The following is a 25,943-nucleotide window of genomic DNA, read 5'->3' on the forward strand; positions in this document are numbered from 1 at the left end:
CCAGCGTAGTCGCGCCCGCATGGGAGGATGGAGGAATGAGCATGTTCGGCGGCCGTTTTCCCCAGAGCCCCGATGACCTGGGGCAGACCGTGGCGAGCTTTTCGTCGTACGAGCGCGCGCAGAAGGCCGTGTCGTCGTTGATCGCCGCCGATGTGCCGGCGCGACAGATCGCCATCGTGGGCACGGGTCTGCGCTCGGTCGAACGCGTCACCGGGCGCCTCGGGTATGCCACCGCCGCCCGCTCCGGTGCCATCAACGGTCTGCTTCTGGGGTTGCTCTTCTCGGCGATCCTCGTCATCGGGTCACCTTCCGTGCCGATCCAGGCGTTCGTCGGTGTGCTCTTCGTCGGCATCGCGATCGGCATGCTGCTGAGTCTCGTCACCTTCGCGTTCGTACGGCGACGGCGTGACTACGCATCCATCACCCAGGTGATCGCCGACCATTACGAGGTGACGGTCGCGGCGGCGAACGCGATGCGCGCCAGACAGGTGCTCGGACCTCAGGCGCCGGAGCCTGCGGCACGGCCGCGGGTCGTCGCCGATTCAGCGCCGCCGGCGTACGGCGAACGTGTCCCGGATGTCGACGCCACGGCGAAGGATTCGGCATCCCCGCCGCAGATTCCGGACGCGGCGCAGGTCGGGGAGGATGTACAGAACCCCGACGACGACACCGCGTCGGCCCCGCGCGAAGACGGCCGGTGACGGCGAGCCTGCAGTCGTTGCGGGTCGAGCTCCCGAAGAGCACGGCCGAGGTCTCGCTCGCTGTCGATCGCCCGGCCGATGCCTGGGCCATCGCGCCGGTTGCGCATGGAGCAGGGTCGCGCTTCGACCATCCGTTCCTGACCGGCTTCGCCGATGGTCTCGCGTCCCGCGGGATCGCGACGGTGAGGTTCAACTTCCCGTACGCCGAGGCAGGTCGCCGGATGCCGGGACCAGCGCCGCACGCGATCGCGACATGGCGCGCCGTCGATGAGCGGTGCCGAGACGAAGGACTGCCCGTGTGGGCGATCGGCAAGTCCTATGGTGGCCGGATGGCGTCGATGGCGGCGGCGGAGGGTGCGATCGACCCCACCGGTCTCGTGTACCTCGGGTACCCGCTGCACCCGCCGGGCGCACCGGAGAAGCTCCGCTGCGCACACCTGCCTGCTGTCACGCAGCCGCAGCTGTTCCTCTCCGGTACGGGGGATCCGTTCGTGCAGCCGGCGAACGTCCTCGACGAGATCGTCCGGGGATGCCCGGATGCAACGATGACGTGGATTCCCGGCGGACACTCGTTCGAACGCAAGCGCGAGGCGCTCTCCCCGCACGACGTCGGGGAGAGCGCCTCAGCGATCGTCGCGGACTGGATCGGCGGTCGTTAGTTGCCGCGACCGACGTCACCGGTCGTCGTCGTCGTCGTTCTCGTCGTCGTTCTCGTCGTCGACCAGGTCGTCGTTCTCGTCGTCGAACTGGTCGTCGTTCTCGTCGTCGTTCTCGTCGTCGACCACGTCGTCGTTCTCGTCGTCGTTCTCGTCACGTCCGTCGTCGTCGTTCTCGCCCTCGTCGCCGCCGTCTGCAGGCTCCTCGGGTTCGGTCGGTTCGACCGGAGTGGCGGGTGTCTCAGGCTCCGGCGCGACAGGCGCGGGCTCGACGACCTCCGCGCACGGGTCGGTCGCGGCGTAGACCGGCGCAGGCTGCGCGGCGCCGAACGCGACGACTCCGGCGATGAGGAGCGCAGCCGCACCCGTCATCGCTCCGGTCTTCTTGCGGGCCCACACCACCAGTGCCACGCCGCCACCCGCGAGCGCGCACGCCGCGAGAGTGAGGGGAAGCATCCCCTCGCCACCGGTCGTCGCAAGGCAAAGTACATCGTCCATCGTTCCCCCTCATAACGGATTCGTCGTCCGGCGGGAGTCCCCGCTCTCGCCGTCGCCCTGGCCTCTTCTATGAAGCGGGCATTGTGGGGAACGCTAGACGACCGTCTTGGAAGGCGTCAAGTCGCGACAGGCGGGAGTGGGTGGGATGTCACGAAACCGACGTACCGCGCGCGATCCAGTCCTCGATCTCGTCTGCGGTGCGCGGCATGTCGGCCGAGAGGTTGACGGGACCGTCGGCGGTCATGAGGATGTCGTCTTCGATGCGCACGCCGATACCCCGGTACTCCTCGGGCACGGTCAGATCATCGATCTGGAAGTACAGGCCGGGCTCGATCGTGAACACCATTCCCGGTTCGAGGAGACCGTCGTAGTACATCTCGCGGCGCGCCTGCGCGCAGTCATGCACATCGATGCCGAGATGGTGGCTCGTGCCGTGCACCATGTACCGGCGGTGGTGGCCTCCGGTATCGGCGTCCAGTGCTTCTTCGGCGGTGACGGGGAGGAGGCCCCACTCGGCCACGCGAGCGGCGATGACCTCCATCGCGGCGGCGTGGACGGTTCGGAACGGCACCCCGACGCGGGCGGCGGCGAACGCCGCATCGGCCGCTTCGCGGACGGCCTCGTACACCCTTCGCTGCACCGGGGTGAATCGGCCGTTCACGGGCAGCGTGCGGGTGATGTCCGCGGTGTACAGACTGTCGACCTCGACGCCCGCATCGATGAGGATCAGGTCGCCCGGAAGCACCGCGCCGTCGTTGCGCGTCCAATGCAGGTAGCAGGCGTGTGGTCCGGATGCGGCGATCGTGTCGTAGCCGACGGTGTTCCCGTCGCTCCGCGCCCGCTGGTGGAACACGCCCTCGACCACGCGCTCACCGCGGGGATGCGCGATGATCGCCGGCAAGTTCGCGACGATGTCGTCGAACCCGCGAGCGGTGACGTCGACCGCCAGCCGCATCTGCGCGATCTCGTAGTCGTCCTTGATCAAGCGCAACTCGGAGAGCATCCGGGTCACCTCGTCGTCTTCGTCCACGACACGATCGGCGTCGCCGGCCTGCCAGTCGTCGAGGTGCGCGGTGGCGATGCCGAGATCCGCTGCCACTCCCGCCAGCGCGGGCCGCGGGCCGATCCAGAATTCCCCGATCGCCGCGTTCGCGTAGAACTCGCTCGTCGTCCGGTCGGCGCGCTCCCGGAAGTAGAGGGTGACGTCGTGGCCGTCGGCCGTGGGCTCGAACACCAGAACGGCATCGGGCTCGGCATCGGCCGCCCACCCCGTCAGGTGGGAGAACGCGGAATGGGCGCGGAACGGGTAGTCGGTGTCGTTGCTGCGCTGCTTCGCGGGCCCCGCCGGAACGACGATGCGGTCGCCGGGAAAGGCCGCCGAGACGGCCGCGCGACGTGCGGCGGTATATGCGGCCTGGTCGCGGCGTGGGGGTGTGGTGTCGGGGCGCTCCGCCCACCCGCTCGAGATCGTGTCGAGGAAGCCCTGTCCGAACGGTTGTTTGCGGTTGGTGCTCGTCGTCGCCGGGGCCTTCGCCGTGTCGGCGGCTGCGGCATCCGACGTCGTGGTCTCACCCGAAGTGCTCATGTCTCCAGTGTCGCACGTGTGCTCGTCAGGGCGCCGGTTCGAGCTGCACCACGAGTGGCCGGTGATCGCTGCCGGAATGATCGAGTGAGCGCACGACGAGTGAGCCGGTGGCGTTCCAGTGCGGCGAGGCCATCACATGATCGATCGGGGCTCCGAGCAGCGCCGGCGAGGCCGTCGGCCAGGTCGCAACCGCGCCGTTCCCGGTCTCGGACGATGTCTCGGCGCATCGACCGAGCGTGCCGCCGTCGACACCCAGACCCGACATGTGATCGATCGTCGCGTTGAAGTCACCCGCCATGATGACGTTCGCCTCGGCGCACTGATCTGCCAGCCACTGCAGGTCGGTGCGCCAATCGCTCATGTACGCCTGACGAGGTGCGACGGCGTGGGCTGCGACGATCGTCGGACCCGTCCCGCCCGTCGGCATCGCCACGGCACTGGGCACGGTGGACGTGTTGCTCGAGCCGTCTCGCGAGGACTCGATCACCGAGTAGTCGCCCAGGTCGGGGGAGATGAGAATCGTGGTGGACCCGGCGTCCCAGGGCGTTCCGCTGTTCTCAGCGTGGTGCGCCCACATGGGGCTGCCCATCTCCCGCATGGCCACGGCGACCTGTTCGCCCGACTCGATCGTCGTTTCGGGCAACGTGACGATGTCCGCCTGCGTCGCCACCGCCAGCTTCGCGATCGTGTCGGGGGGCGTCGCAGATCCCGCGGTGTTCCAGGTGAGCACGCGAATGCTCGTATCGGTCTTCTCGGGGAGCGCGTCGGTGCCGAGTCCGCGTTGGGCGAGGATGACCCCATTCGACACACAGGCCACCGCCGCGACGACGGCCAGCGACAGGGCGAAGGCGCGCATCGGGCGGACGAGCGCGAGGAGGAGCGCCACGACCAGGGCGGCGGCGAAGGCGATCGTGATCACCGTGCGCAAGGAGATGATCTGAGCGATCGGGAACAGACGCTCGACCCGAAAGAAACCGGGCCAGGTCAAAACGGCCGCGGCGATCGCGCAGAGCACGGTCACGAGGACTCCCGATAGGCGCAGCACGGTGCGACTCTATGCGAGCAGACTGAGAGATCCGTGGAGGGCGACCGAAGCTGGGGAGAGTCGCGCGATACGCTCGACTCGTGCCGGGCATGCGTCGATTCGAGGGACCGAGTGACCTGCATATGCACTCCGACCACTCCGATGGAACCGAACCGCCCGCAGCCGTCATGCTGGCGGCGCATCGGCACGGGCTGCGTACCGCCGCGTTGACAGACCATGACACGACATCCGGGTGGGCCGAGGCCGCCGAGGCCGCCGACTCGCTCGGCATGACGTTCATTCCGGGAATGGAACTCTCCGCACGCCACGAGTGGCGCAGCGTCCACATCCTGGCATACCTCGTGAACCCCGACGATCTGGCGCTGCGCGCGCTGACCGACCGCATCCGGTCATCACGCATGGATCGCGCACGGAAGATGGCCGACCGCATCGCACGCGACTTCGATATCGGGTGGGACGACATCCTCGCCCACACCGCAGAAGGCGCGACCGTCGGGCGACCTCACATCGCCGACGCCCTGGTCGCCCGCGGCATCGTCCGCGACCGCACGGAGGCGTTCGCCGACATCCTCAGTCCGCGCGGTGATTACTACGTCGCGCTCTACGCGCCCGATCCCGTCACCGCGGTCGAAGTGGTCACCGATGCGGGTGGCGTCGCGATCGTCGCCCATCCCGCCGGACGGGCAGGCGTCCTGCCCGCCGCGGTGCTCGCGCAGATGCTCGATGCGGGGCTGGCCGGCTTCGAACTCGGCCACCGCGAGAACCTCGAGCCGGGCATCCGCACGCTGCGCACCCTCGTCGACCGGTTCGACCTCATCGTGACCGGATCGAGCGACTATCACGGAACCGGAAAACCGAACGTGCCGGGAGAACTCACCACCGCGGACGAAATGGTGGCGCGGCTGATCGCGCGCGGAAACGGAAGCGCCCCCGTCTTCCCGTAGGAAGAGCGGGGGCGCGACGTGCGGAGGGTCAGCTGAGGGCCTTGGCCTTCAAGCTGTCGTACTCGGCCTGGCTGATCGTGCCGGCGTCGAGCAGCGACTTCGCCTTCGCGATCTCTTCGGCCGGGCTCGTGCCGGCGACCTCGCGGATGTAGTCGCTCTGCGCCTGCTGGTACTGCTTGGCCTGCGCCGCACCACGCTCGGCCATGCCGTTGCCGCGCGCGATCAGGTACACCAGGGCGGTGAGGACGGGGACGAAGATCAGGAAAACGATCCAGACCGCCTTCCACCACCCGCTGAGCTTGTGGTCACGGAAGAGGTCGGCGATGATCGCGAAGACCGCGAAGAGGTACGCGAAGAACGCGAAGACGACGAGGAACCACCAGATGAGGTCCCAGAACGAGCCCCAGAATCCCTGGTACGCGTAAGTCTCGATGAATCGCACGACTGTGCCTTTCTTTCGGGGGGTTGCAGTGCCGGTGCACGGCCGCGACCTACCTTAGCGCGCGAGGGCGACCTCAGTGGGGTGTTCCGTAACGCTCGGACTCAGGCCCCGGTTGCGGCGTTCCCCGAGGGACGGGAACGCCGACGACGACGCCGACTCGGCGCGGACTTGCCGTCGTGGTGCTCCTTGCCGCCGCCGTCGTGCGTGCCGGAGCCATCGGCGGCACGCTCTTCGGAGGACTCTCCGGCGGTCGTCTCCTGGTCTCCCGGCTTCGGCTCGCCGGTCTTCTGCTCACCGTCGGTGAAGGTCGAGCCGACGCGGTCAGAGCCGCGCCGCCGCCGCCGACGGCGCTTGGTGGTGCCGGTCTCGTCGCCGCCCTCTGCCGACGCATCGCTCGCACGGCGGGGCTGCGTGCGCGTTGTCTGCGTCTTCGGGGCGGTGGTGATGCGTCCCTTCGTTCCTGCAGGGATGTCGAGGTCGGTGTACAGGTGCGGGCTTGAGGAGTACGTCTCCACGGGCTCGGGCTGTCCGAACTCGAGTGCGCGGTTGATCAACGCCCACTTGTGGAGGTCTTCCCAGTCCACAAACGTCACGGCGATGCCCGTCTTGCCGGCACGGCCCGTGCGGCCGGCGCGGTGGAGATAGGTCTTCTCGTCATCGGGAATCGTGTGGTTGATGACGTGGGTGACGTCGTCGACGTCGATCCCGCGGGCGGCCACGTCGGTGGCGATCAGCACGTCCCTCTTGCCGGCCTTGAACGCCGCCATCGAACGCTCGCGTGCCTCCTGGCTCATGTCGCCGTGCACGGCGCCGGCATTGAACCCGCGGTCGTTGAGCTCGTCGACGAGCTTCTGCGCCGCACGCTTGGTGCGGGTGAAGATCACGGTCTTGCCGCGACCCTCGGCCTGGAGCATGCGGGCGATGACCTCGTCCTTGTCGAGCGAGTGGGCTCGGTACACGAGGTGGCGGATGTTGGCCTGTGTGAGGCCTTCGTCGGGGTCATTTGCGCGGATGTGGATGGGGCTCGACATGAACCGGCGCGCGAGCGTCACGATCGGTCCGGGCATCGTCGCCGAGAACAGCTGCGTGTGACGCACGGCGGGAACCTTCGAGAAGATCTTCTCGATGTCGGGGAGAAATCCGAGATCGAGCATCTTGTCGGCTTCGTCGAGCACGACCTCGGTCGCGTTCGACAGGTCGAGCAGCCGCTGGTTGTTGAGGTCGATCAGGCGCCCGGGGGTGCCGACGACGATCTGTGCGCCGGCTCGGAGCTGGTCGATCTGACCTTCGTAGGCCTTGCCGCCGTAGATCGCCACGACACTCGTCGAGCGACCCGAGGTCAGCATGTCCATGTCTTCGTACACCTGCACGGCGAGTTCACGGGTCGGAACGACGATGAGCGCCTTGACACCCGGTGCAGGATCCAGTCCGAGACGCTGGACCACGGGGATGCCGAAGCCGAACGTCTTTCCCGTGCCGGTCTTGGCCTGGCCGATGATGTCCTGGCCCGGAATCCCGAGCGGAATGGTCTGTTCCTGGATGGGGAACGCGTCGATGATGCCGCGAGCGGCGAGAGTGTCGACGATGTCCTGGTCGACGCCGAGTTCGGCGAAAGTCGTCACGAGTGGTGCCTGTCTGGCGGTGAGAGGCCGCCGGGGTGAGGGGTTCCACGCCCTTCACTCAGCCACAGGCGCGGTGGTCCCGTTCCATCGCCGGGACCACTCAAGGATAGCCAGAGACGTGCGCCCCGTAGTCTTGTGCTCGTGGTCACCTGGTTCTGGCAACGCAAACGCCCCACCTCGGGAGCCCTCTCGCTGCGCTCTCGAGGTGACTTCGGGGGTGCGACGCGGGTCGACTTCGAGGAGCTCGCTCCGGACATCGACACCTTCCTCGGGCAGGCCGCCTACCTGCAGCTCGGCTTCTTCGAGACGCTGAGCGAGCTCATCGCGCACACGCCGGAGCTGGCTCAGAAGGAGTCGCTGTCACGGGCGGCCGGCGCGGCGCTGGAGAAGCACGAACAGCTCGTGGCGGTCATCCGCGATCGAGGGGGCGACCCCACAGCGGTCATGTTGCCGTTCCGTGAGCAGCTGGACACGTTCCGTCGTGCGACGCACGGCGTGCGCCCCGAGGAGACGATGCTGTCGGTGCACATCACCGCCGGGATGCTCGACGACTTCTACCTCGCATTGGCATCCAGCTATGGCGACACCGGGCGCCGGGTCGCCAGGATCCTCCGCGGCGACGACGACCGCCAGGCGATCGTCGACATCATCGCCGCGAAGATCGACGGCGACATCGAATGGCAGTCCCTCCTCGCGATGTGGGGACGACGGCTCGTCGGCGACACGCTGCTCGTCGCGCGTGCGGCGCTGGCGCGTCGCGAACTGCGCATCGCCGACGAAGAGAAGGTGGAGCCGGTGTTCACCGCGCTCATGGCCGCGCACTCGCGTCGGATGGATGACATGGGTCTCGCCGCCTGACGGCGAGGCGCGCTACCCGATCTTCAGGCGCACGCGTTCGCGGCGGTCGTGCGCGACGCGCGCCTTGCCGAGGACGACGAGAGTCGGCCAGGTGACCGCCACGGGGACGACGAGGGCAGCCAACCAGGGCCACGGCGTGTCTATGCCGACGCCGGCCCACGTGAGCGCTGTCCACGCGAGGCCCGCCGAGACGGCGCCGATCATCGGTGCCACGGCGGCGCCGCGGGTGGATCGCTCGGGCACACCGAAGTGCAGCGCGAGACCGATCACGGTGCCGGCGATGAGGCCGAGCAGAATCTGCACGGTCAGGCGACGAAGCCGACGCGACGCGACTCTTCGGTGCCGATCTCGACGAACGCGAGACCTGCGGTCGGGATCACGTAGGAGTTGCCCTTGGAATCGCCGAAGGTGACGTGGCTGGCGCCGGCGTCGAGGGCGTCGGCGACGGACTTCTTGACGTCGGCGGCGCTCTCGTCCGTCTCGAACGTGAGTTCGCGGCCGGTGTTCGCGATGCCGATGCGGATCTCCACGTGAATGACCTCCTGCTTTTCCGGGGCGGGTCCCCGGGGACGCATGGCCACTCTACGACACGGTTCTGCTCGGGTCGCCCGGCCTCCGCACGCTCTCGGCGAACACCGCCGCGAGAGGGATGACCGGGGTGTCCGACCGGCCCGCTACCGTCGAATCATGCCGTCCACGCTCGCGCCCCCGCTCGATGACGACCAACGCCGGGTGGTCCATCTCGCTGCGGATGTGTCGGGAGTCGTCGCCGGGGCTCCGGGGAGCGGAAAGACCCGGGCGCTCGTCGCGCGCGTCCGGCAGCTCGTCGAGTCCGGCCTCGACCCTGACGAGGTTCTCGCGCTCACCCCTTCGCGCCAGTCGGCGACGGCTCTGCGTGACACGCTCGCCCTCGAAGTCGACCGTGCGACGGCCGGGCCCCTCGCACGATCGGTGACCGCCTTCGCGTTCCAGCTCGTCCGTGCGGTGGCGGTCGCCACCGACGGCGACGCGCCGCAACTGCTCACCGGGGGCGACGAAGACCAGATCATCGCCGACTTGCTCGAGGGCGACGCCGACGATGAATCCGAAGGCGCGCGGCGGTGGCCGCACTGGTTGGACGTGAGCATCCGCGCGACGCCCGGGTTTCGAGCCGAACTCCGCGCGTTCTTCGCGGAGTGCACGACTCTGGGAATCGACGCAGCGCGACTGGATGCGCTCGCCGAGACCCATGGCGTCGAGGTATGGCACGCGATCGCCTCGTTCTTCAGCGAGTATCTCGACGTCCGGGCGCAGATGCGCGGCGTGCATCGGGATGCGGCCGGGCTCGTGCGTGAGGCGGTGGGCATCCTCCGCGCGTCAGGGCGAGGCCTCGACGCGGTCGAGCGTATCCGGGTCGTCGTCGTCGACGATGCCCAGGAGCTGACGCTCGGCGGCGTCGAGCTGCTTGAAGCGCTACATCAACGCGGCGTCGCCGTGCTGGCGTTCGGTGATCCGGATGTGGGCGCAGGCGCTTTCCGTGGCGCGACGCCCGAGAACTTCGCGCGTTTGGTGGCCAGCCTCGGCCACACAGAAATCCTCTCCGGTCGTCACCGGGGGAGCGCCTGGCAGAACACGGTGATCTCGCGTGTGACCGAGCGGATCGGCGCGGGCGGCGTCGTCGCCCATCGCCGTCCCGCGACGGCGGAGCCCGACGGCACCGTCCGCACGTGGACGATGCGCTCCGCTGCGGAGGAGTTCGACGGCATCGCGCGCCTTCTGCGCGAACGCCACATCCATGACGGCGTCCCCTGGGACCGATGTGCCGTCATCGCGCACGACACCAGGCAGGTGGTCGCCCTCGAAGCGGAGCTCGCTGCGCGCGAGGTGCCGACGAGGTCGACGGGGCCGGGGCGGGGTCTCGGGACGCATCGCGCCGTTCGCGATCTGCTGCGGCTGGTCGAATTGGCCATGCGCGACGAGTGGACGTACGACGACGTCGCCGCTGCACTCCAGGGTGTCTACGGGCGCCTCGACGCCGTCGAACTGAGGCGGCTCGTGTCGGCGCTCCGTCACAGCGAGCTTGCCCGCGACGGCGTGGCAGCCGGTCGCGATCTTCTGCTGTCGGCGATGCGCGAGCCGCTGGAACTGGACCTGATCGACACCCGCGAAGCGCGGGCGGCAGCACACCTGGCGCGGACCATCGGCGCGGTGCGCACGCACTGGGCCGAAGGTGCGACGGCGCACGAGCTTCTCTGGATGATCTGGGATCGAAGCCGTCTCGAGCGTGTCTGGGGTGACCTGGCGCGTGGCCATGGCCCCCTCGCTGAACAAGCCGGGCGCGACCTCGACGCGGTCGTGTCGGTGTTCCAGGCGGCCAAGCGGTTCGTCGAGAGATCCCTCGACGCCGATCCCCGCATGTTCGTGCGCAGCATCCTCGACAGTGATGTCGCCGAAGACCGCCTCGATGCGCCCATGGACGTGGCGGCGGTGCGGGTCGTCACTCCGGCCAGCGCGCTGGGTGGTGAGTTCGACACCGTGGTGGTCGCCGGTGTGCAAGAGGGTGTGTGGCCGAACGTGCGCGCACGTGGCAGCCTGCTCGAGACGTGGCGCCTGGTGCACACGACGTCGGGTGACGGGAACGCGGCGACGACATTGGACCGCCGCCGGGCGGCGATGCACGATGAGCTTCGCTTGTTCGCGCGGGCCCTTTCGCGTGCATCCGCGCAGGTCATCGTCACGGCGGTCGACGACGACGACACCGGCCCGAGTGCGTTGTTCGAGCTGTTGCCCGATCCCGAGCCTCGAACCGTCGACCATCCCCTGTCGTTGCGGGGACTCGTGGCGCGACACCGTCGGACGCTCACGTCGACAGCGCACGAAGCGACGCGCATGCATGCCGCGGCTCAGTTGGCCCTGCTCGCGGACGCGGAAGTGGCCGGAGCCGACTCGGCGTCGTGGTTCGGCATCCTGCCACCGACCTCGACGGGCCCCCTCCGCGACCTCTCCCGCGAGGACGTTCGGGTATCGCCCTCGCGGGTACACGCGCTGGAGGAGTGCGAGCTGAACTGGGTGATCGGTGACCTCGGGGGGGATCCCGGCGGGGCGACGGCGGGTCTCGGGACGATCATCCATGCTGCCCTCGAGAACGCGACCGGCGTCGACGAAGCGTCACTCTGGCGCGAGGTCGAAGCACGCTGGGGCGAGCTCGAGTTCGAAGCGGCCTGGCGCGAGCGTGCCGAGCAGACCCGTGCTCGCGATATGGTGCGCCGCCTGCATCTGTACCTGACCCGGTTCGAGGCCGCGGGCGGTCGGTTGATCGGCTCCGAACCCCACTTCGAGGTGGACCTCCCCATGGAAGAACCCGGCGCGACCCATGGCGCCGTCCTCTCGGGGTACATCGATCGCGTAGAGGTGACGCCCGAAGGCACGGTGGTCATCGTCGATCTCAAGACAGGTAAGAACGAACCTCAGACCGACGCCAAGGTGATCGACAATCCACAGCTCGGGGCCTACCAACTCGCGTACGAGTCCGGCGCGATCCCTGGCGCTGAGGGATTGCCTCCCGGAGGCGCGCGGTTGTTGGTGCTCCGTCCCACGTCCTCGAAGGATTACGTGACCCCGACGCAGCCGCCTTTCGATGACGAACGGCGAAAGATCTTCCTGGCCCGTCTCCATCACGCGGTGACGACGATGCGCGGCGAGACGTTCGCGGCGCCGTACGAGGAACACTGTCGCGACGAGCATTCCTACGGGCTCTGCCGCATCCACACGATCGGTGCGGTGAGCGCCTCATGACCGGTGAGCACGCTCCCCGTCTGTCCGCGCGGGTCATCGCGGCCGCGCTCGGACAGTACCCACCCACCGACGAACAGTGCGCCGTCATCGAGGCTCCGATGTCTCCCGCGCTTGTCGTCGCGGGTGCCGGAAGTGGCAAGACAGAGACCATGGCGGGTCGCGTGGTGTGGCTCGTTGCCAACGGCTACGTCGAGCGGGACGAGGTGCTCGGTCTGACGTTCACTCGCAAGGCGGCCGGGGAACTCGCCGACCGTGTGCAGCGCCGTCTGGCGCGCTTGGGGGAGTTCGAGCGCCGAGGCCTGCTCGAGGCGCTTCCCGCGCTCGCAGAGGCCGGTCGCTTGGACGTGTTCGGTGAGATCGAGCGCGCGGGCCGCGGCGACCTCGCCCGACGCGCGGCACTCGACGCACTCGCCACCAGCGGCGCGCGCACCGCCGACGACACCGATGCGCTCCTTCACCGCCCCACGGTCGCGACGTACAACAGCTTCGCCGACCAGATCGTGCGCGAGCATGCGCTGCGTATCGGGCGCGACGCTGAGGCGGCGGTCCTGTCCGAGTCGGCGGCATGGCTCCTCATGCGTCGCGTCGTCTTCGCCAGCGACGACCCGCGTCTGGAGCAACGTGGCGAAGCGGTGCGCACCATCATCGACGCGGCGTTGCGGATCGCCCGCGACAGCGTCGACAACCTCGTCGACCTCGACGCGTTGGCGGCGTTCCCCGGCGACTTCATGCGTGTGTGCGACCTGCCCTCCGAGCGCAAGGGCACGTCGGTCTACGTCGACGTGACGCGGGCTGCCGAGAAGGTGGAGGGGCTCGCGCTCCTCGCCGACCTTGCCCGCGACTACGCGGCGGAGAAACGGCGGCTGGGGGTGATCGATTTCTCCGACCAGGTCGCCGGTGCGTTCGAGGCGGTGACACGGCACCCGATCGTCGGCGAGGAGCTTCGCGCCCGGTATCGCGTCGTGCTGCTGGATGAGTATCAGGACACCTCGGTCGTGCAGACCGACCTTCTGGCGGCGATCTTCCGCGACAGTTCGGTCATGGCAGTCGGTGACCCCCATCAGGCGATCTACGGATGGCGCGGGGCCAGTGCGGGCAACCTCGGCGGGTTCGCCGGGGCCTTCGCCCATGATCAGGACTGCGCCCGCTACAGCCTTGCGACCAGCTGGCGTAACAGTTCCCGGGTGCTGACGGCGGCCAACGCCGTTCTGGAACCCCTCGCAGCCTCGGCCCCGGTCGGCGTCGAGACCCTGCGTCCGCGGCCCGACGCACCCGCGGGAGACGTGCGGATCACGGTCGAACGCGACCTGGATGCCGAGGCCGAGCGGGTGGCCGAGTGGTTCGCCGACGTGCGCGCCACCCGTCGGCGCGGCGGGAAGGGCACCACCGGTGCCATCTTGTTCCGGAGCAAGAAGCACATGGTGCGGTTCGGGGACGCGCTCGGTCGACGCGGCATCCCGCATCGGATCCTCGGCCTCGGCGGACTGTTGTCGACCCCCGAGGTGGTCGATGTCGTGTCGGCATTGCGGGTGCTGAGCGATCCCCGAGCAGGTTCGTCACTCATCCGCCTGCTCGCCGGTCCACGGTGGGCGATCGGGCTACCCGATCTGCGCGAACTGGCGGAGCTCTCGCGACGGATCGCCCGCCACGATTCCGCGCTGGCACCGCTTGCTCCCGAGGTGCTCGAGCAGATCCGGGGGAGCGCCGGCGACGAGGGGTCCCTCATCGACGCGCTCGACTTCTTCCTTCGCCACGGAGAGGACCACGGCTGGCTCGGCGGATTCACTGAGGCGGCACGTGAACGGCTCCGTGAAGCGGCGGCGGTGTTCGCCGGCTTGCGCCGCGCGGTGGGGATGCCGATTCCCGAACTCATCCGCCTGGTCGAGCTCGAACTGCGGCTCGACATCGAACTCGCCGCCAACGAGGCGCGGGGGCCCGCGCGGATCGCCTCGGCGCAGCTACGCGCGTTCGTCGACGAGATCCACGCCTTCCTCGCCGCGGATGAGACCGGTTCGCTGTCGAGTCTGTTGGCGTGGCTCGACCACGCGGAGAAGCTCGACGAGTTTGCGCCGCGGACCGAACCGCCTGAAGATGACGTCGTCCAGTTGCTGACGATCCACGGCTCGAAGGGGCTCGAGTGGGATGCGGTGGCCGTCGTGCGGCTGGTCACCGACGAACTCCCCGGCGCCGCACGGGATACGAAGGCGTGGCTGGGATTCGGCGTGCTCCCGTACGAGTTCCGCGGAGATGCGCACTGGCTGCCCGTCCTGCCCTGGCGATCGGCGAGGACACAACAGGAGATCAAATCGGCGTTCGGCGATTTCGTCGAAGCGAACCGAACGCGTCAGATCGAGGAGGACCGGCGTCTTGCCTACGTCGCCGTGACCCGCGCGCGCGATCACCTCCTCCTGACAGCATCCCCCTGGTCCGGAACGAAGAAGCCTCGGGCGACGAGCCCCTTCCTGCGCGAGATGGCAGACGCGCTGGAGAGGGAGCTTCCGAGCGACGACCCGGGTGAGAACCCGTACGACGGAGAGCGGCGGCTGCTGCGCTGGCCGATCGACCCGCTCGGCGCGCGGCGTGCCGCGGTCACAGCGGCGGCGTCGTACGCCGCGGAGGCGCGAGAGCGTCCTCGCGCCGATCCGGATGCCGACCTCGCACTCCTCCTCGCCGAGCGTGACGCGCGACGGGCTCCCGCGCGACGGGCCGCCCCGACACGCATCGCGGCGTCGCGGTACAAGGACTTCCTCGCCGACTACGACGGCACCGTTGACCGCCTCGCGCGACCGATGCCCGAGCGTCCGTTCCGCCAGACCAGGCTCGGAACGCTCTTCCACGCGTGGGTGGAACAGCGCTCCGGTCTTGTCGGTATCGGCGGGTCGATCGACGACGCCTTGTGGGAGTCCGACGACGAGCTCACCGGCGCGCAGTACTCCGCGGCCGACACCGAAGCGCTCGCCGAGTTGCGACGTCGCTTCCTGGCCTCGGAGTGGGCGGATCTGCGGCCGCTCGAGGTCGAAACCGAGATCGACGTCACCATGACCGGCCTCGACGGCCGTCCACATGTCGTCATCTGCAAGCTCGATGCCGTCTATCGCCGGGGTGAGCGCATCGAGATCGTGGATTGGAAAACGGGTCGGGCACCCCGCACCGATGAGGAACGTGAGGAACGGATGGTGCAGGTGGAGTTGTACCGTGCCGCCTACCATGCGCGTCACGGTGTCCCTCTCGACGACATCGACGTGACGCTCTACTACGTCGCGGAAGACGTCATCCTGCGCGGGTGACGCCTGCGCTCAGTCCGCGAGCCACCGCTTCAAGGCGGCGTCCGACGCGCGCGCAGTGTCGGCTTGCGCGTCATCGACCTCGAGCCCAGGCAACGCCACCGGCGCGGTGGAGACGTCATCCGGATGCCATTCGGACGCCGATTCCTCGTCGGTCGCGGCCGCCCCGATCGACGAGGAATCGTCGTCCGAGGGCTCATCGTCCGAGGACTCGTCGACGTGCGGCGACTCTGTGTGGCCGTCTGCGGCAGCCGTGTCCCCGTCGTCGCTTGTCTCGCGCAGCCACATCGACAACTCTTCGGGGTCGTAGGCGTCGGTGTGCATCGATGTGTCGACCGCCGCCGTGGACGGGCGTTCCGGCACCCGGTCGAGCAGGGCGATCGCATCGTCGACGTCGAGGTCTGCGGGGGGAAGCAGATCATCGGAGGTCACACCCGATGCCAGCGCGGTCAGCAGGTCTACCGCATCCGCGACGACCTCGTCGTTGCCGGCCTCGTGCCCGTGGATCAGCCACTTCGCGAACTCGAGTTCCGCGTAGAAGCGACCACGCTCGCGCACGAACGCATCCGGCGCGCGATCGCCGGCGTCCAGATACGCCGCATAGACGTCGTCGGCGGCAGCCGGAGCGGACGCCAGCCATTGCAGATCGGTGGCGGGATCGCCCACCGACAGTCCGTGCCACTCCAACAGGCCTGTCACCTGGGGTGCGTCGTCGACGTCTTCGAAGAAGAACGACGACGCCGTCGCGCCGTCGAGGACGACGGCGGACTCGAATCGCCAGAGCGCATCGGATGCGATGATGCGACCCCAGCGTTCGGACAGGGTCGCCGGGAGGTGCCCCGTCGCCTCGGCGCGCGCGACGATCCGCCGTGCGTCATCACGGACCTGTGCCGGAGTGCGGGCCGGCAATCCTTCGGCGCGCACCACCGAAACCGGAAGACTGTGCACGGCGGCCAGCGCCGCGCCGAGCGAGGTGGCGACCCCGGGACCCTCCGGAACATGGGCAGGGTCGACCCGATACCCGGGAAGGTGGTCGACGACGGTGGCGCGCGCACCGGCGAGGCCGGTCTCCCCGAGAACGTCCGGCGCACGAAACGGCAAGAGTGCCCGGACTCCGGGGGTGAGCGCTCGGAGCGCGCGGACCTCGGCCGTGAGTTCTGCGTCGGCCTCGTCGTTCGCAGCGACACGGATGACCACGCGTCGGCCGTCGTCGAGGTCGGCGACAGCGGCGTCGAAGCGTCCCGCCTGCCCCTCGGTGAGCGCAGCGACCCCGACGACCCCGACGCGCGGCAGTGCCGACGTGACCGACGCGGCTAGAGTGAGGGGTGAGCGAGCCATGTGCTCAGAGTAGGTCGGACGCGCGAGTGCGCCGCGGTGCCACGCCCGAGAGCGATCAGCCTCGGCCTGACGGTTCGGTCGCCATGCCCGAGGCGGTGGGGATAGCCCGGTTCGGTGAGAGAAGGAAGAGCAGGGATGACGGTGTCCGACGCGTCCGGCGGCGGAGGTGCGACCCTCGATCGTGCAGGCGGCGAACGCGAGCGCGACGGGCTTCTCGACACGGTCCTCGCAGACGACACCACCCGCGCCCTCATCGTCGCCGGAGACACCGCGCCGCTGCGTACTCCCGACGCACTCGAATGGGTGGCCGTTGCAGACGCACCGGCCGACGCGCGCTGGGCGTTTCTGGGGAGAGACGTGGACGGCGCGGCACTCGTCGTCGGCGCTGTCGCCGCAGGAGGCAAGCCCTTCGCGGCACCTGCGGGGTGGGCGCCCTTGCGTGTCGCGGGAGCTGCCCTGAACGCCGCCGATGCCGATGCCCTCGTCACCGCCGTCAGTGTCGGGCGCTGGTTGCGCGATGCCGACCACTGCCCCGCGTGCGGCGGTCCCGCCGACCTCCACCAAGCGGGATGGGCTCGCCGGTGTCCGCGCTGTGGACGCGAGCACTTTCCCCGCACCGACCCCGCGGTGATCGTGGCGATCAGAAGCGCGACGGATCCGGATCGGCTCCTTCTCGGCTCCAACGCGATGTGGGGTGCGTCGCGCTATTCGTGCTTCGCGGGGTTCGTCGAGGCGGGGGAGTCCCTCGAGTCCGCGGTTCTTCGTGAGGTGGCAGAGGAGTCAGGGATAGAGGTCACCGACATCCGCTACCGCGGATCACAGGCGTGGCCGTACCCCCGCTCGCTCATGGTCGGGTTCTGGGCCACGGCTCGGCAAGACGACGCCGCCCGTCCGGACGGCGAGGAGATCGTCAGCGTCCGGTGGTTCAGCCGTGCGGAGATCGCCGCGGCACTGCGCGGCGAGGGCGACGTGCTTCTCCCGGGACCGACGTCGATCGCCCACCGGCTCATTCGTGACTGGTGCGAGGGCAAACCATGACGGCCGCGCTCGACGGCCTCGACGATCGGCAGCGCGAGGCGGTGACGACCCTCCGGGGTCCCGTCGTCGTGCTCGCCGGCGCCGGAACCGGCAAGACGCGCGTCATCACCCATCGCATCGCGCACGGCGTCGATACCGGCGCGTACACGCCCAACCGGGTCATGGCGGTGACCTTCACCGCGAAGGCCGCCGGCGAGATGCGCGGACGCCTGCGCGCGCTGGGCGTGGAAGGGGTCGCCGCGCGGACGTTCCACGCGACGGCGCTCGCGCAGTTGAATTACTTCTGGCCGACGCTCGCGGGCGACACGATGCCCCAGATCGTCGACAACAAGGTGCGACTCCTGGCCCATGCCGCCGATGGCATCGGCATCGCGCCGGATACCGCGACACTGCGCGACGTGGCCAGTGAGATCGAATGGCGCAAGGTGACGATGCGCTCCGTCGAGCAGTATGCGATGGACCGTCCCCACGGGATAGGGCGACTGTCGGTCCAACGCGTCGTCGACCTCCACCGCGCCTACGAGAAGCTGAAGGACGAGCGGCGACAGATCGACTTCGAGGACGTCTTGCTCGCCTGTGCGGGGATGCTGGAGGCCGAGCCGCACGTCGCGAAGGCCGTCCATGAGCAGTACCGCCACATCACCGTCGACGAGTTCCAGGACGTCTCGCCGCTGCAGCATCGGCTGCTCGAGCTCTGGCTCGGCGATCGTCGGGATCTGTGTGTCGTGGGGGACGCGAGCCAGACGATCTACTCCTTCGCCGGCGCCGACTCGCGGTACCTGCTGGAGTTCGCGAATCGCTATGAGGGCGCGACCTCGATCCGGCTCGAGACCAACTACCGGTCGGATCCGGGTGTCCTCGACGTCGCCAATGCACTGATGCGGGGACGGCCGGGCGCCCTTCACCTGCGAGCGGCGGTCGGCGGCGACGCGGCGCGAGCAATCCCCACCGTGACCGACTACGCGGACGACGAAGCCGAGGCCCGCGGGGTCGCGCGGCGCATCGTCGAACAGGTGCGGTCCGGCGTGGACCCCCGAGAGATCGCCGTGCTCTATCGCGCTCACGCTCAGTCCGCCGAGATCGCACGAGCGCTCGCCGACGCCGGCATCGCGGCGACGGTGCTCGGCGGGCGGCGCTTCTTCGACCTTCCCGAGGTGCGTCAGGCTCTCATGGAGTTGCGCGCGGCCACCGTCGCTCCTCTGGAGACCGGATTCCTCGATACCGTCCGGGATATTCTGCGCACGCGCGGACTGACCGATGATCCCCCCGAGGCGGGCGGTGCGCTGAGAGACGCGTGGGAGGCGCGCGCGGCTGTGCTGCGTCTTGCCGAAGAGGCCCCGGACGGCACGACGTTGCGGGCGTTCACCGACGATCTGCTCGCCCGCGCACGCGCACAGGATGACCCCGCACTACGGACGGTGACTCTCGCGACGCTCCACGCGGCGAAGGGTCTCGAATGGGATCACGTGCACCTCGTCGGGTTGGCCGAGGGGCAGCTGCCGATCGGCTACGCGACGACGTTCGAGCAGATCGACGAGGAGAGAAGACTCGCGTACGTCGGCATCACGCGGGCCGGGCGAACACTGTCGTTGACGTGGGCGCGGGGGTCCCGTGAACGGCGCCCGTCTCGTTTTCTGCAAGAGATCGGCAGCGGCACGCTCCGTGCGGGCGATGGACGATCGCGCGGCGCGAACCCGAACCGTGTCGCAGGTGGAGCGCGATCGCCTCGCGGGGGCCAGCACCTTCGTCCGCTGCGTTGATCACGTCGAGGGCGGCCCGTGCGCAGTCGCGCACGTGCTCCGCATCCTCGAGTGCGAGCGGGCGGCCCGCGAGCTGAGTGGCGATCGCCGGCCATGCCGCATCGCGGTCGGTGCGGGTGAGGTCGAGACACATCGTGCACGGTGTCCGGCCGGGTTCCACCAGTGGGCCGACATCGGCGCTGCTCCCGTGCAGCACGATCGGAAGGTGTCGGCGATCGCGCGACATGAGGTCCGCCACATCGCGGGGCGCGACCGTGTGGGCGACGGCCAGGATGGTCACCGTTCGCGAATCCGTGTCGCCGTCGACGACATCGGCTCCTCGTTCACGCAGCACATCAGCCAGGATGCCCGCGGTGGCGGGCGCGAGGCCCGGCCCGACGCGCACGGCAACGCGCGGTCGGCGGCGCGCCGGTTCCAGCGCTGACGCGATACGGCTCACGAGCAACGCGGCTTCACCCTCCGCCGCGCCGAACGCCATCGCCAAGGCATCGACGGCCGCTTCCGGAACACCACGCTCGAGCTCGGCGAGCAGCCGAAGCTGCCAGGGACGTGGATCGTCGAGGACGACGCGTGCGTCCGTGCCGAACTGCAGTGTGTCGGCAGAGCGCCACACGGGCGGAGACGCGGGATCGATTCGCAGCATGCTCCGATCTTGCGCCGCCGTCATCGCACCGTGTGCCTCATCCACAGGGTGATCTCGTTGTGGAGGAGCCGATGCGGTGCTCAGACGGGGCGGTGGTCGTCCGGATGGTCCGTATCGCCGTTGTCCGATCCGGTCGGGTCGGGATCTTCTCCCGCCAGCAACCGCTCGAGAGCGTCGTCCATCTCGTCGCGCGCGGGCTCTTCCCCGCGGGCGCGGGACTCGAGCCGTGCCACGAGACTCGCCGGGTCGTCGATGTCCTCGGCGCCGGGCATCAGATCGGGGTAGTCCCACAGGGCATCTCGTGCCGCGGTGCCCACCGCGTCGGTGACGGCACGCCACATGGCTGCGGCCTCCCGCATCCGTCGTGGACGCAACTCGAGACCGACGAGCGAACCCAGGGCACGTTCCGCTGGTCCACCGACCGCACGTCGCCGCCGAACGACCTCCGAGATGCGCGCCGTCGACGGCAGACGCGACAACGCATCCTCCGTCACGACGTCGACCCACCCTTCGATCGTCGCCAGCAGGTTCTCCAGCCGCGTCAGCGCGGCCGTCTGGGCCTCAGAGCGCTGCGGGAGCAGCTCGCCGCTCTCGATCGCCCGGCGCAGTTCCTCCGGCTGTGACGGGTCGAAGCGCGACGCGAGCTCTTCGAGCGCGTCGGTGTCGACGTGCACACCACGGGCGAAATCGGTGATCTGCGAGATCACATGCAGACGCAACCAGCGAGCATGGCGGAACAGCCGTGCATGCGCGAGCTCGCGCGTGGCGACGTACAGCGCGAGTTGGTCCTCCGGGATGTCAAGCCCCTCGCCGAACGCCGCGAAGTTCTGCGGCAGGATCGCCGCCTCGCCATCGGGCATCAAAGGGATACCGACGTCGCCGCCCGAGACGACCTCCTTCGACAGGTCGCCCACGACCTTGCCCAGTTGCGCGGCGAAGAGCGACCCCCCGACCATCCGCATGAGACGACCCGCTCCCTGGATCATGCTCTGCATGTCCTCCGGTGCCTGCTCGCTCAGCGCAGACGTCATCGCATCCGCCATGCTGGTGGCAACCGGTCCGGCGAGCTCCTGCCATACGGGCAGGGTGTGGGTCACCCAATCGCCGCGGGTGATCGCGCGGGGTGCCGAGGCCAGGTCGGAGATGGCTGTCGCCTCGCTCAACCACAGACTCGCCAGCGAGAATGCCTGGTCGAGGTCGGCGCGCTGCCCAGCCGTGACACCGCGGTCCTCCTGATTCGCGATGTGCAGCGCCTGACGTTCCGCGGCATCCCACGAGATTCCGCCATCGGATGCCGCGAACGCGCCCTGCATCTGCCGCATCATCTGCTGGAGCATCGCCGGGTCGATGTTCATGCCGGTCAGCCTCGACAGCTGCTCGGGATCGAACCCCTCCATCGACGCGCCGGATCCACCGAGGAGTTGCCGCAACAATTCCTGGAACTCGTCCTCGGGCGAGCGATCTTCCTCTGCCACTTCAGCCGCCTTTCAGCCGGTTCCTGACGTTGCGTTCTACGCTAGTCGCAGCACTCCTCGCTCTCCCCGGCATCGGCTTTCGAACCTGTACGCCGGTCGCGAACGACCCCGTACAGGAAGGATCTCCGTGGCGCTCTTCGACGACACCGCCCCGCCGACACCCACCCCGCGACGCGGCATGCGACCGGGCGTCGTCGGTGGGCTGTGGGCGTTCGCCGTCGCGATGGTGGCGCTCCTGGTGATCACCTTCCTGCCGACGTCCTATGTGATCCAGCAACCCGGGCCTGTGTACAACACGCTCGGCACGGCGGCATCGGCCGACGGTGAGCAGGTGCCTCTCATCTCGGTATCGGGAGCAGAGACATACGACACCGACGGTGAGCTCGACCTGCTCACCGTGCAGGTCGTGGGAAACCGCGAACGGACGCCGTCGTGGTTCGAACTCGCGACGGCCTGGTTCGACCGCACGCGCGCCGTCATCCCGATCGACGCCGTGTTCCCCGAAGGTCAGACGGCCGAGGAACGCAGCGAAGAGAGCGCCGCGCTCATGGTCGACTCGCAGCAGGAGGCGACGGCGGCCGCGCTCATCGAGCTCGGCTACGACGTCGGCGCCCGACTCACCGTCCATTCCGTCGTCGACGGTGCCCCCGCCGAGGGGATCCTCGAGCAGGGCGACATCATCCTCGCGGCAGACGGCGCACCCGTCACCGACATCAACGCCCTGCGCGACGCGATCGCCGCAGGCGAAGGCGCGCCCGTCGACCTCGAGATCATCCGCGCCGGACAAGAAATGACCGTGGCCGTCACCCCCGACGAGGCCGACGCCGACGGTGAGACGGCCTGGCGGATCGGTGTGACCCTGATCACCGAGTTCGAGTTCCCCTTCGACGTCACGATCCAGCTGAACAACGTCGGCGGACCGAGCGCGGGCATGATGTTCGCGCTCGGTATCATCGACGTCCTCACGCCCGAAGAGCTCACCGGTGGCGAGCATTTCGCCGGCACCGGCACGATCACCTCGGACGGCTCCGTCGGGCCCATCGGCGGCATCCGGCAGAAGATGTGGGGCGCGCTCGACGAGGGTGCGCAGTGGTTCCTCGCCCCCGAAGCCAACTGCGACGAGGTCGTCGGACACATCCCCGACGGGCTCCGCGTGTTCTCCGTCGGAACCCTCGACGACGCGCTCGCGGTACTCGACACCGTCACGGCAGGCGGGAACCTCGACGAGTTGCCCACCTGCACCGAGAGCTGAAGCCCGTTCGCCCCGGGCGGACTCGGGGAATCTCCAAGGTCAAGACGCCTAGGATGAGGGAGTGACCACGACCTCAGCGCCGAACCAGGCCACGCCATCCCGCTCCCGACGCGTCATCGCGATCACCGTCGCGATCATCGCGGCCCTCGTCGTAGGGTTCTTCACCTTCGCGAACCTGTACGCCGAATGGCTGTGGTTCGAGCAGCTCGGCTTCGACGGGGTGCTCGTCACCCAATGGGTCGCGCGCGCGGTGATGTTCGTCATCGGCTTCCTCGGAATGGCGTTGCCCGTCTGGATCGCGATCCAGCTCGCCTACCGACTCCGGCCGGTGTACGCGCGGCTGAGCTCCCAGCTGGACCGATACCAAGAGGTCGTCGAGCCGTTGCGGCGCCTCGCCATGTGGGGCATCCCGATCTTCTTCGGTTTCTTCGCCGGCTTCGCTGCCTCCGCCCAGTGGGAGATCACCTGGACGTGGTTCCACGGTGTTGCGACATCGCAGACCGACCCGCAATTCGGGCTCGACACCGGCTTCTACATGTTCGCGATGCCGTTCTATGCGACCCTGCTGGGCTTCGTCTCGGCCGTCCTGCTCATCTGCCTGCTCGTCACCGCGCTCGTGTCGTATCTCTACGGCTCGGTGCGCGTCGGGCAGCGCGAACTGCGTATCTCGAAGGCCGCCCGCATCCAGCTCGCGGTGATCGCCGGTCTCTACCTCATCGTGCAGGCCGCGAGCCTGTGGCTCGACCGCTACCAGACCCTCGTCGAGCCCGGCGGTATGGGGCGCATCACCGGTCCCGGCTACACCGAGGCCAACGCCGTCATCCTGGGCCAGGAGATCCTCGCCGCCGCCGCGGTCATCGTCGCGATCCTCTTCTTCGTCACCGCCGTCATCGGCCGTTGGCGTTTCCCGCTCATCGGAACGGGTCTGCTCCTGGTCACGGCGCTCGTGCTCGGCGTCGGGTACCCCTGGGTCGTCAACACCTTCCAGGTGCAGCCGAACCAGTTGAGCCTCGAGCGCGAGTACTACCAGCGAAACCTCGAGGGGACGAAGGTCGCCTACGGCATCGACGGCATGGAGAAGATCGAGTTCTCGGCCGAGACCACGGCCGAGGAGGGCCAGTTGCGCGCGGATGCGGCGACGACCACCCAGATCCGCATCATGGACCCGGCTGTCATCGGGCCGACGGTGCGTCAGCTCGAGCAATACCGCGCGTACTACCAGTTCCAGAACCCGCTCGACGTCGACCGGTATGAGATCGACGGTCAGATGCAGGACACGATCGTCTCGGTGCGTGAGCTCAACATGGACCAGCTCGGCGCCGGTGCCTCGTGGGTCAACGAGACCCTCGTGTACACACACGGCTATGGCATGGTCGCCGCCGCGGGCAACGAGCGCACCGCCGACGGCAACCCGGTGTTCCTCGAGCGGGGCATCCCGGCGACAGGCTTCCTCTCCGACGATCCCGATTTCCAGCCGCGCGTGTATTTCGGCGAGTCATCGCCCGAGTACTCCATCGTCGGGGCGCCGGAAGGCACCGACCCGATCGAACTCGACTACCCGGCAGGCAGCGACGGAACCTCCGGTCCGCGCACGACATTCGAGGGTGAAGGCGGGCCGTCGGTCGGCAACGTCTTCAACCGCCTGATCTACGCGCTGAAGTTCCAGTCCGAGCAGATTCTGTTCTCGGACGACGTGAACGACGAATCGCAGATCCTCTACGACCGCGACCCGCGCGAGCGAGTGAACAAGGTCGCGCCGTACCTGACGCTCGACAGCGATCCGTACCCGACCGTCGTCGACGGCCGCATCAAGTGGGTCGTCGACGGGTACACGCTCAGCGCGAACTACCCGTACTCGACGACCGTGCCGCTGTCGCAGGCGATCGCGGACTCGAACAACACCCAACCGCGGTTCGCGATGGACGACATCAACTACGTCCGCAACTCGGTGAAGGCGACCGTCGACGCGTATGACGGATCGGTCGAGCTCTACGCGTGGGAGCCCGAAGACCCGGTGCTTCAGACGTGGCAGAACGTCTACCCGACGCAGATCAAGCCGATCGAGGACATGTCGGCCGACCTGATCAGCCATGTGCGCTACCCGACCGACCTCTTCAAGGTGCAGCGCGCGATGCTGCAGATCTACCACGTCGACGACGCGCAGTCGTTCTACGAGCGCGACAACGCGTGGGCGACGCCGGAAGACCCGCAGAACCCCAACGCGCTGCAGCCGCCGTACTACCTGACGATGCAGATGCCGGGACAGGCCGAGCCGTCGTTCTCGATGTTCTCGACATTCATCCCGTCATCGACGACTGGTGCCGAGAGCCGGAACGTGCTCATGGGGTATTTGGCTGCGGATTCGAACGCAGGCCGCGAAGCGGGCGTGAAGGGCGAGGACTACGGCAAACTCCGGATGCTGGAGATCGCCGCCGAGACGACCGTGCCCGGCCCTGGACAGGTACAGAACCGGTTCGACTCCGACCCGACGGTCTCGCAGCAGATCAACGTGCTCACGATCGGTCAGTCCGAGGTGCTCAACGGAAACCTGCTGACCCTGCCGGTCGGCGGCGGTCTGCTCTACGTGCAGCCGGTCTTCGTTCAGGCCGCAGAGGGCACGCAGCTGCCGCAGTTGCGCAAGGTGCTCGTGGCGTTCGGTGACGACATCGCGTTCGAGGACACCCTCAGCGGTGCGCTCGACTCGCTCTTCGGGGGCGATTCCGGAGCCGATACCGGTGACGGCGAAGTGGTGCCCGACGGCGGCGAAGAGCCCACGCCGGACCCGACGGAGCCCACCGAGCCGACCGAGCCCACGGATCCGACCGTTCCGACCGATGAGTACGGAGCGGCGCTCGAAGATGCGCGGCAGGCGATGCTCGATCGCGATGCGGCCCTGCAGGCGGGCGACCTCACCGCCTTCGCCGAGGCCGACGAGCGGCTCACGGCTGCGGTCGAGCGCTTGCTCGAGCTCAGCGAGTAATCCCCTCCGACGAACGCGGCGGCCGGCATCCCCGGTCGTCGCGTTCGC

The 25,943-nt window shown here is 68.8% G+C and carries 20 protein-coding genes; 11 read left to right on the forward strand and 9 right to left on the reverse strand.

Features of this window, described 5'->3' with window-relative positions:
• Positions 1 to 35: 35 nt before the first annotated feature.
• Positions 36 to 701, forward strand: a complete 666-nt coding sequence (locus ACFQZV_RS07610) for a general stress protein (RefSeq protein WP_378750106.1) — start codon at positions 36 to 38, stop codon at positions 699 to 701.
• Positions 698 to 1,360: an alpha/beta hydrolase family protein gene (locus ACFQZV_RS07615; protein ID WP_378750104.1), complete on the forward strand. Its 663-nt coding sequence runs from the start codon at positions 698 to 700 to the stop codon at positions 1,358 to 1,360. The genes ACFQZV_RS07610 and ACFQZV_RS07615 overlap by 4 nt, the downstream gene beginning before the upstream one ends.
• Positions 1,361 to 1,375: 15 nt before the next feature.
• Here the strand turns inward: ACFQZV_RS07615 and ACFQZV_RS07620 are convergent, their stop codons facing one another.
• The 3 genes from ACFQZV_RS07620 to ACFQZV_RS07630 form a co-directional block, all read right to left on the reverse strand.
• A complete protein-coding gene (locus tag ACFQZV_RS07620) occupies positions 1,376 to 1,855 on the reverse strand; it encodes a hypothetical protein (RefSeq protein ID WP_378750102.1) in 480 nt (159 codons plus the stop codon).
• 148 nt (positions 1,856 to 2,003) lie between these two features.
• Complete coding sequence (locus ACFQZV_RS07625; protein ID WP_378750100.1) at positions 2,004 to 3,440, reverse strand: aminopeptidase P family protein; 1,437 nt, start codon at positions 3,438 to 3,440, stop codon at positions 2,004 to 2,006.
• Positions 3,441 to 3,465: 25 nt separating this feature from the next.
• On the reverse strand, positions 3,466 to 4,485 hold the full coding sequence (locus ACFQZV_RS07630; protein ID WP_378750098.1) for an endonuclease/exonuclease/phosphatase family protein: 1,020 nt from the start codon (positions 4,483 to 4,485) through the stop codon (positions 3,466 to 3,468).
• Positions 4,486 to 4,574: 89 nt separating this feature from the next.
• Here ACFQZV_RS07630 and ACFQZV_RS07635 point away from each other — a divergent pair, with 89 nt between their 5' ends.
• Positions 4,575 to 5,429, forward strand: a complete 855-nt coding sequence (locus tag ACFQZV_RS07635; protein ID WP_378750413.1) for a PHP domain-containing protein — start codon at positions 4,575 to 4,577, stop codon at positions 5,427 to 5,429.
• A 28-nt stretch (positions 5,430 to 5,457) separates the two neighbouring features.
• On the opposite strand, the gene ACFQZV_RS07640 is transcribed toward ACFQZV_RS07635, so the two are convergent.
• Positions 5,458 to 5,871 (reverse strand): SHOCT domain-containing protein, encoded by a 414-nt coding sequence (locus ACFQZV_RS07640; protein WP_378750096.1) that lies wholly within the window; start codon positions 5,869 to 5,871, stop codon positions 5,458 to 5,460.
• A 101-nt stretch (positions 5,872 to 5,972) separates the two neighbouring features.
• The gene (locus ACFQZV_RS07645) at positions 5,973 to 7,493 is read right to left on the reverse strand and encodes a DEAD/DEAH box helicase (RefSeq protein WP_378750094.1); all 1,521 of its coding nucleotides are present in this window, start codon (positions 7,491 to 7,493) and stop codon (positions 5,973 to 5,975) included.
• A 141-nt stretch (positions 7,494 to 7,634) separates the two neighbouring features.
• Here ACFQZV_RS07645 and ACFQZV_RS07650 point away from each other — a divergent pair, with 141 nt between their 5' ends.
• Positions 7,635 to 8,351: a ferritin-like fold-containing protein gene (locus ACFQZV_RS07650; protein ID WP_378750092.1), complete on the forward strand. Its 717-nt coding sequence runs from the start codon at positions 7,635 to 7,637 to the stop codon at positions 8,349 to 8,351.
• A gap of 12 nt (positions 8,352 to 8,363) precedes the next feature.
• Here ACFQZV_RS07650 and ACFQZV_RS07655 read toward each other — a convergent pair whose 3' ends face one another.
• Complete coding sequence (locus ACFQZV_RS07655) at positions 8,364 to 8,654, reverse strand: hypothetical protein (protein ID WP_378750090.1); 291 nt, start codon at positions 8,652 to 8,654, stop codon at positions 8,364 to 8,366.
• Positions 8,655 to 8,656: 2 nt separating this feature from the next.
• Positions 8,657 to 8,881 carry a DUF3107 domain-containing protein gene (locus ACFQZV_RS07660; RefSeq protein WP_378750088.1) on the reverse strand — a complete coding sequence of 75 codons (225 nt, stop codon included), beginning with the start codon at positions 8,879 to 8,881 and terminating at the stop codon, positions 8,657 to 8,659.
• A gap of 157 nt (positions 8,882 to 9,038) precedes the next feature.
• Here ACFQZV_RS07660 and ACFQZV_RS07665 point away from each other — a divergent pair, with 157 nt between their 5' ends.
• Positions 9,039 to 12,125 carry an ATP-dependent helicase gene (locus ACFQZV_RS07665; RefSeq protein ID WP_378750086.1) on the forward strand — a complete coding sequence of 1,029 codons (3,087 nt, stop codon included), beginning with the start codon at positions 9,039 to 9,041 and terminating at the stop codon, positions 12,123 to 12,125.
• Entirely contained in the window at positions 12,122 to 15,412 is a 3,291-nt protein-coding gene (locus ACFQZV_RS07670) for a UvrD-helicase domain-containing protein (protein ID WP_378750084.1), read from the forward strand. The genes ACFQZV_RS07665 and ACFQZV_RS07670 overlap by 4 nt, the downstream gene beginning before the upstream one ends.
• Positions 15,413 to 15,421: 9 nt before the next feature.
• Here ACFQZV_RS07670 and ACFQZV_RS07675 read toward each other — a convergent pair whose 3' ends face one another.
• Positions 15,422 to 16,747, reverse strand: coding sequence for a phosphotransferase (locus ACFQZV_RS07675; protein WP_378750083.1), 1,326 nt, complete (start codon positions 16,745 to 16,747; stop codon positions 15,422 to 15,424).
• Between the two features lie 135 nt (positions 16,748 to 16,882).
• Here ACFQZV_RS07675 and nudC point away from each other — a divergent pair, with 135 nt between their 5' ends.
• The 3 genes from nudC to ACFQZV_RS07690 are packed head-to-tail and all read left to right on the forward strand — an operon-like array spanning position 16,883 to position 19,969.
• Positions 16,883 to 17,785 carry an NAD(+) diphosphatase gene (nudC, locus tag ACFQZV_RS07680; protein ID WP_378750082.1) on the forward strand — a complete coding sequence of 301 codons (903 nt, stop codon included), beginning with the start codon at positions 16,883 to 16,885 and terminating at the stop codon, positions 17,783 to 17,785.
• Positions 17,782 to 19,545: an ATP-dependent helicase gene (locus ACFQZV_RS07685; RefSeq protein ID WP_378750080.1), complete on the forward strand. Its 1,764-nt coding sequence runs from the start codon at positions 17,782 to 17,784 to the stop codon at positions 19,543 to 19,545. Before nudC ends, ACFQZV_RS07685 begins: the two co-directional genes overlap by 4 nt.
• Before the next feature lie 34 nt (positions 19,546 to 19,579).
• Positions 19,580 to 19,969 carry a hypothetical protein gene (locus tag ACFQZV_RS07690; protein WP_378750078.1) on the forward strand — a complete coding sequence of 130 codons (390 nt, stop codon included), beginning with the start codon at positions 19,580 to 19,582 and terminating at the stop codon, positions 19,967 to 19,969.
• A gap of 299 nt (positions 19,970 to 20,268) precedes the next feature.
• Here the strand turns inward: ACFQZV_RS07690 and ACFQZV_RS07695 are convergent, their stop codons facing one another.
• Positions 20,269 to 21,663 (reverse strand): zinc-dependent metalloprotease, encoded by a 1,395-nt coding sequence (locus ACFQZV_RS07695; RefSeq protein WP_378750076.1) that lies wholly within the window; start codon positions 21,661 to 21,663, stop codon positions 20,269 to 20,271.
• A 127-nt stretch (positions 21,664 to 21,790) separates the two neighbouring features.
• Here ACFQZV_RS07695 and ACFQZV_RS07700 point away from each other — a divergent pair, with 127 nt between their 5' ends.
• Entirely contained in the window at positions 21,791 to 22,915 is a 1,125-nt protein-coding gene (locus ACFQZV_RS07700) for a YlbL family protein (protein ID WP_378750074.1), read from the forward strand.
• A gap of 61 nt (positions 22,916 to 22,976) precedes the next feature.
• Positions 22,977 to 25,895 carry a UPF0182 family membrane protein gene (locus ACFQZV_RS07705; RefSeq protein WP_378750072.1) on the forward strand — a complete coding sequence of 973 codons (2,919 nt, stop codon included), beginning with the start codon at positions 22,977 to 22,979 and terminating at the stop codon, positions 25,893 to 25,895.
• The last annotated feature ends 48 nt before the right edge of the window (positions 25,896 to 25,943 follow it).

It is taken from the genome of Microbacterium koreense, from assembly GCF_042677105.1.
GTDB classification, from domain to species: domain Bacteria; phylum Actinomycetota; class Actinomycetes; order Actinomycetales; family Microbacteriaceae; genus Microbacterium; species Microbacterium koreense.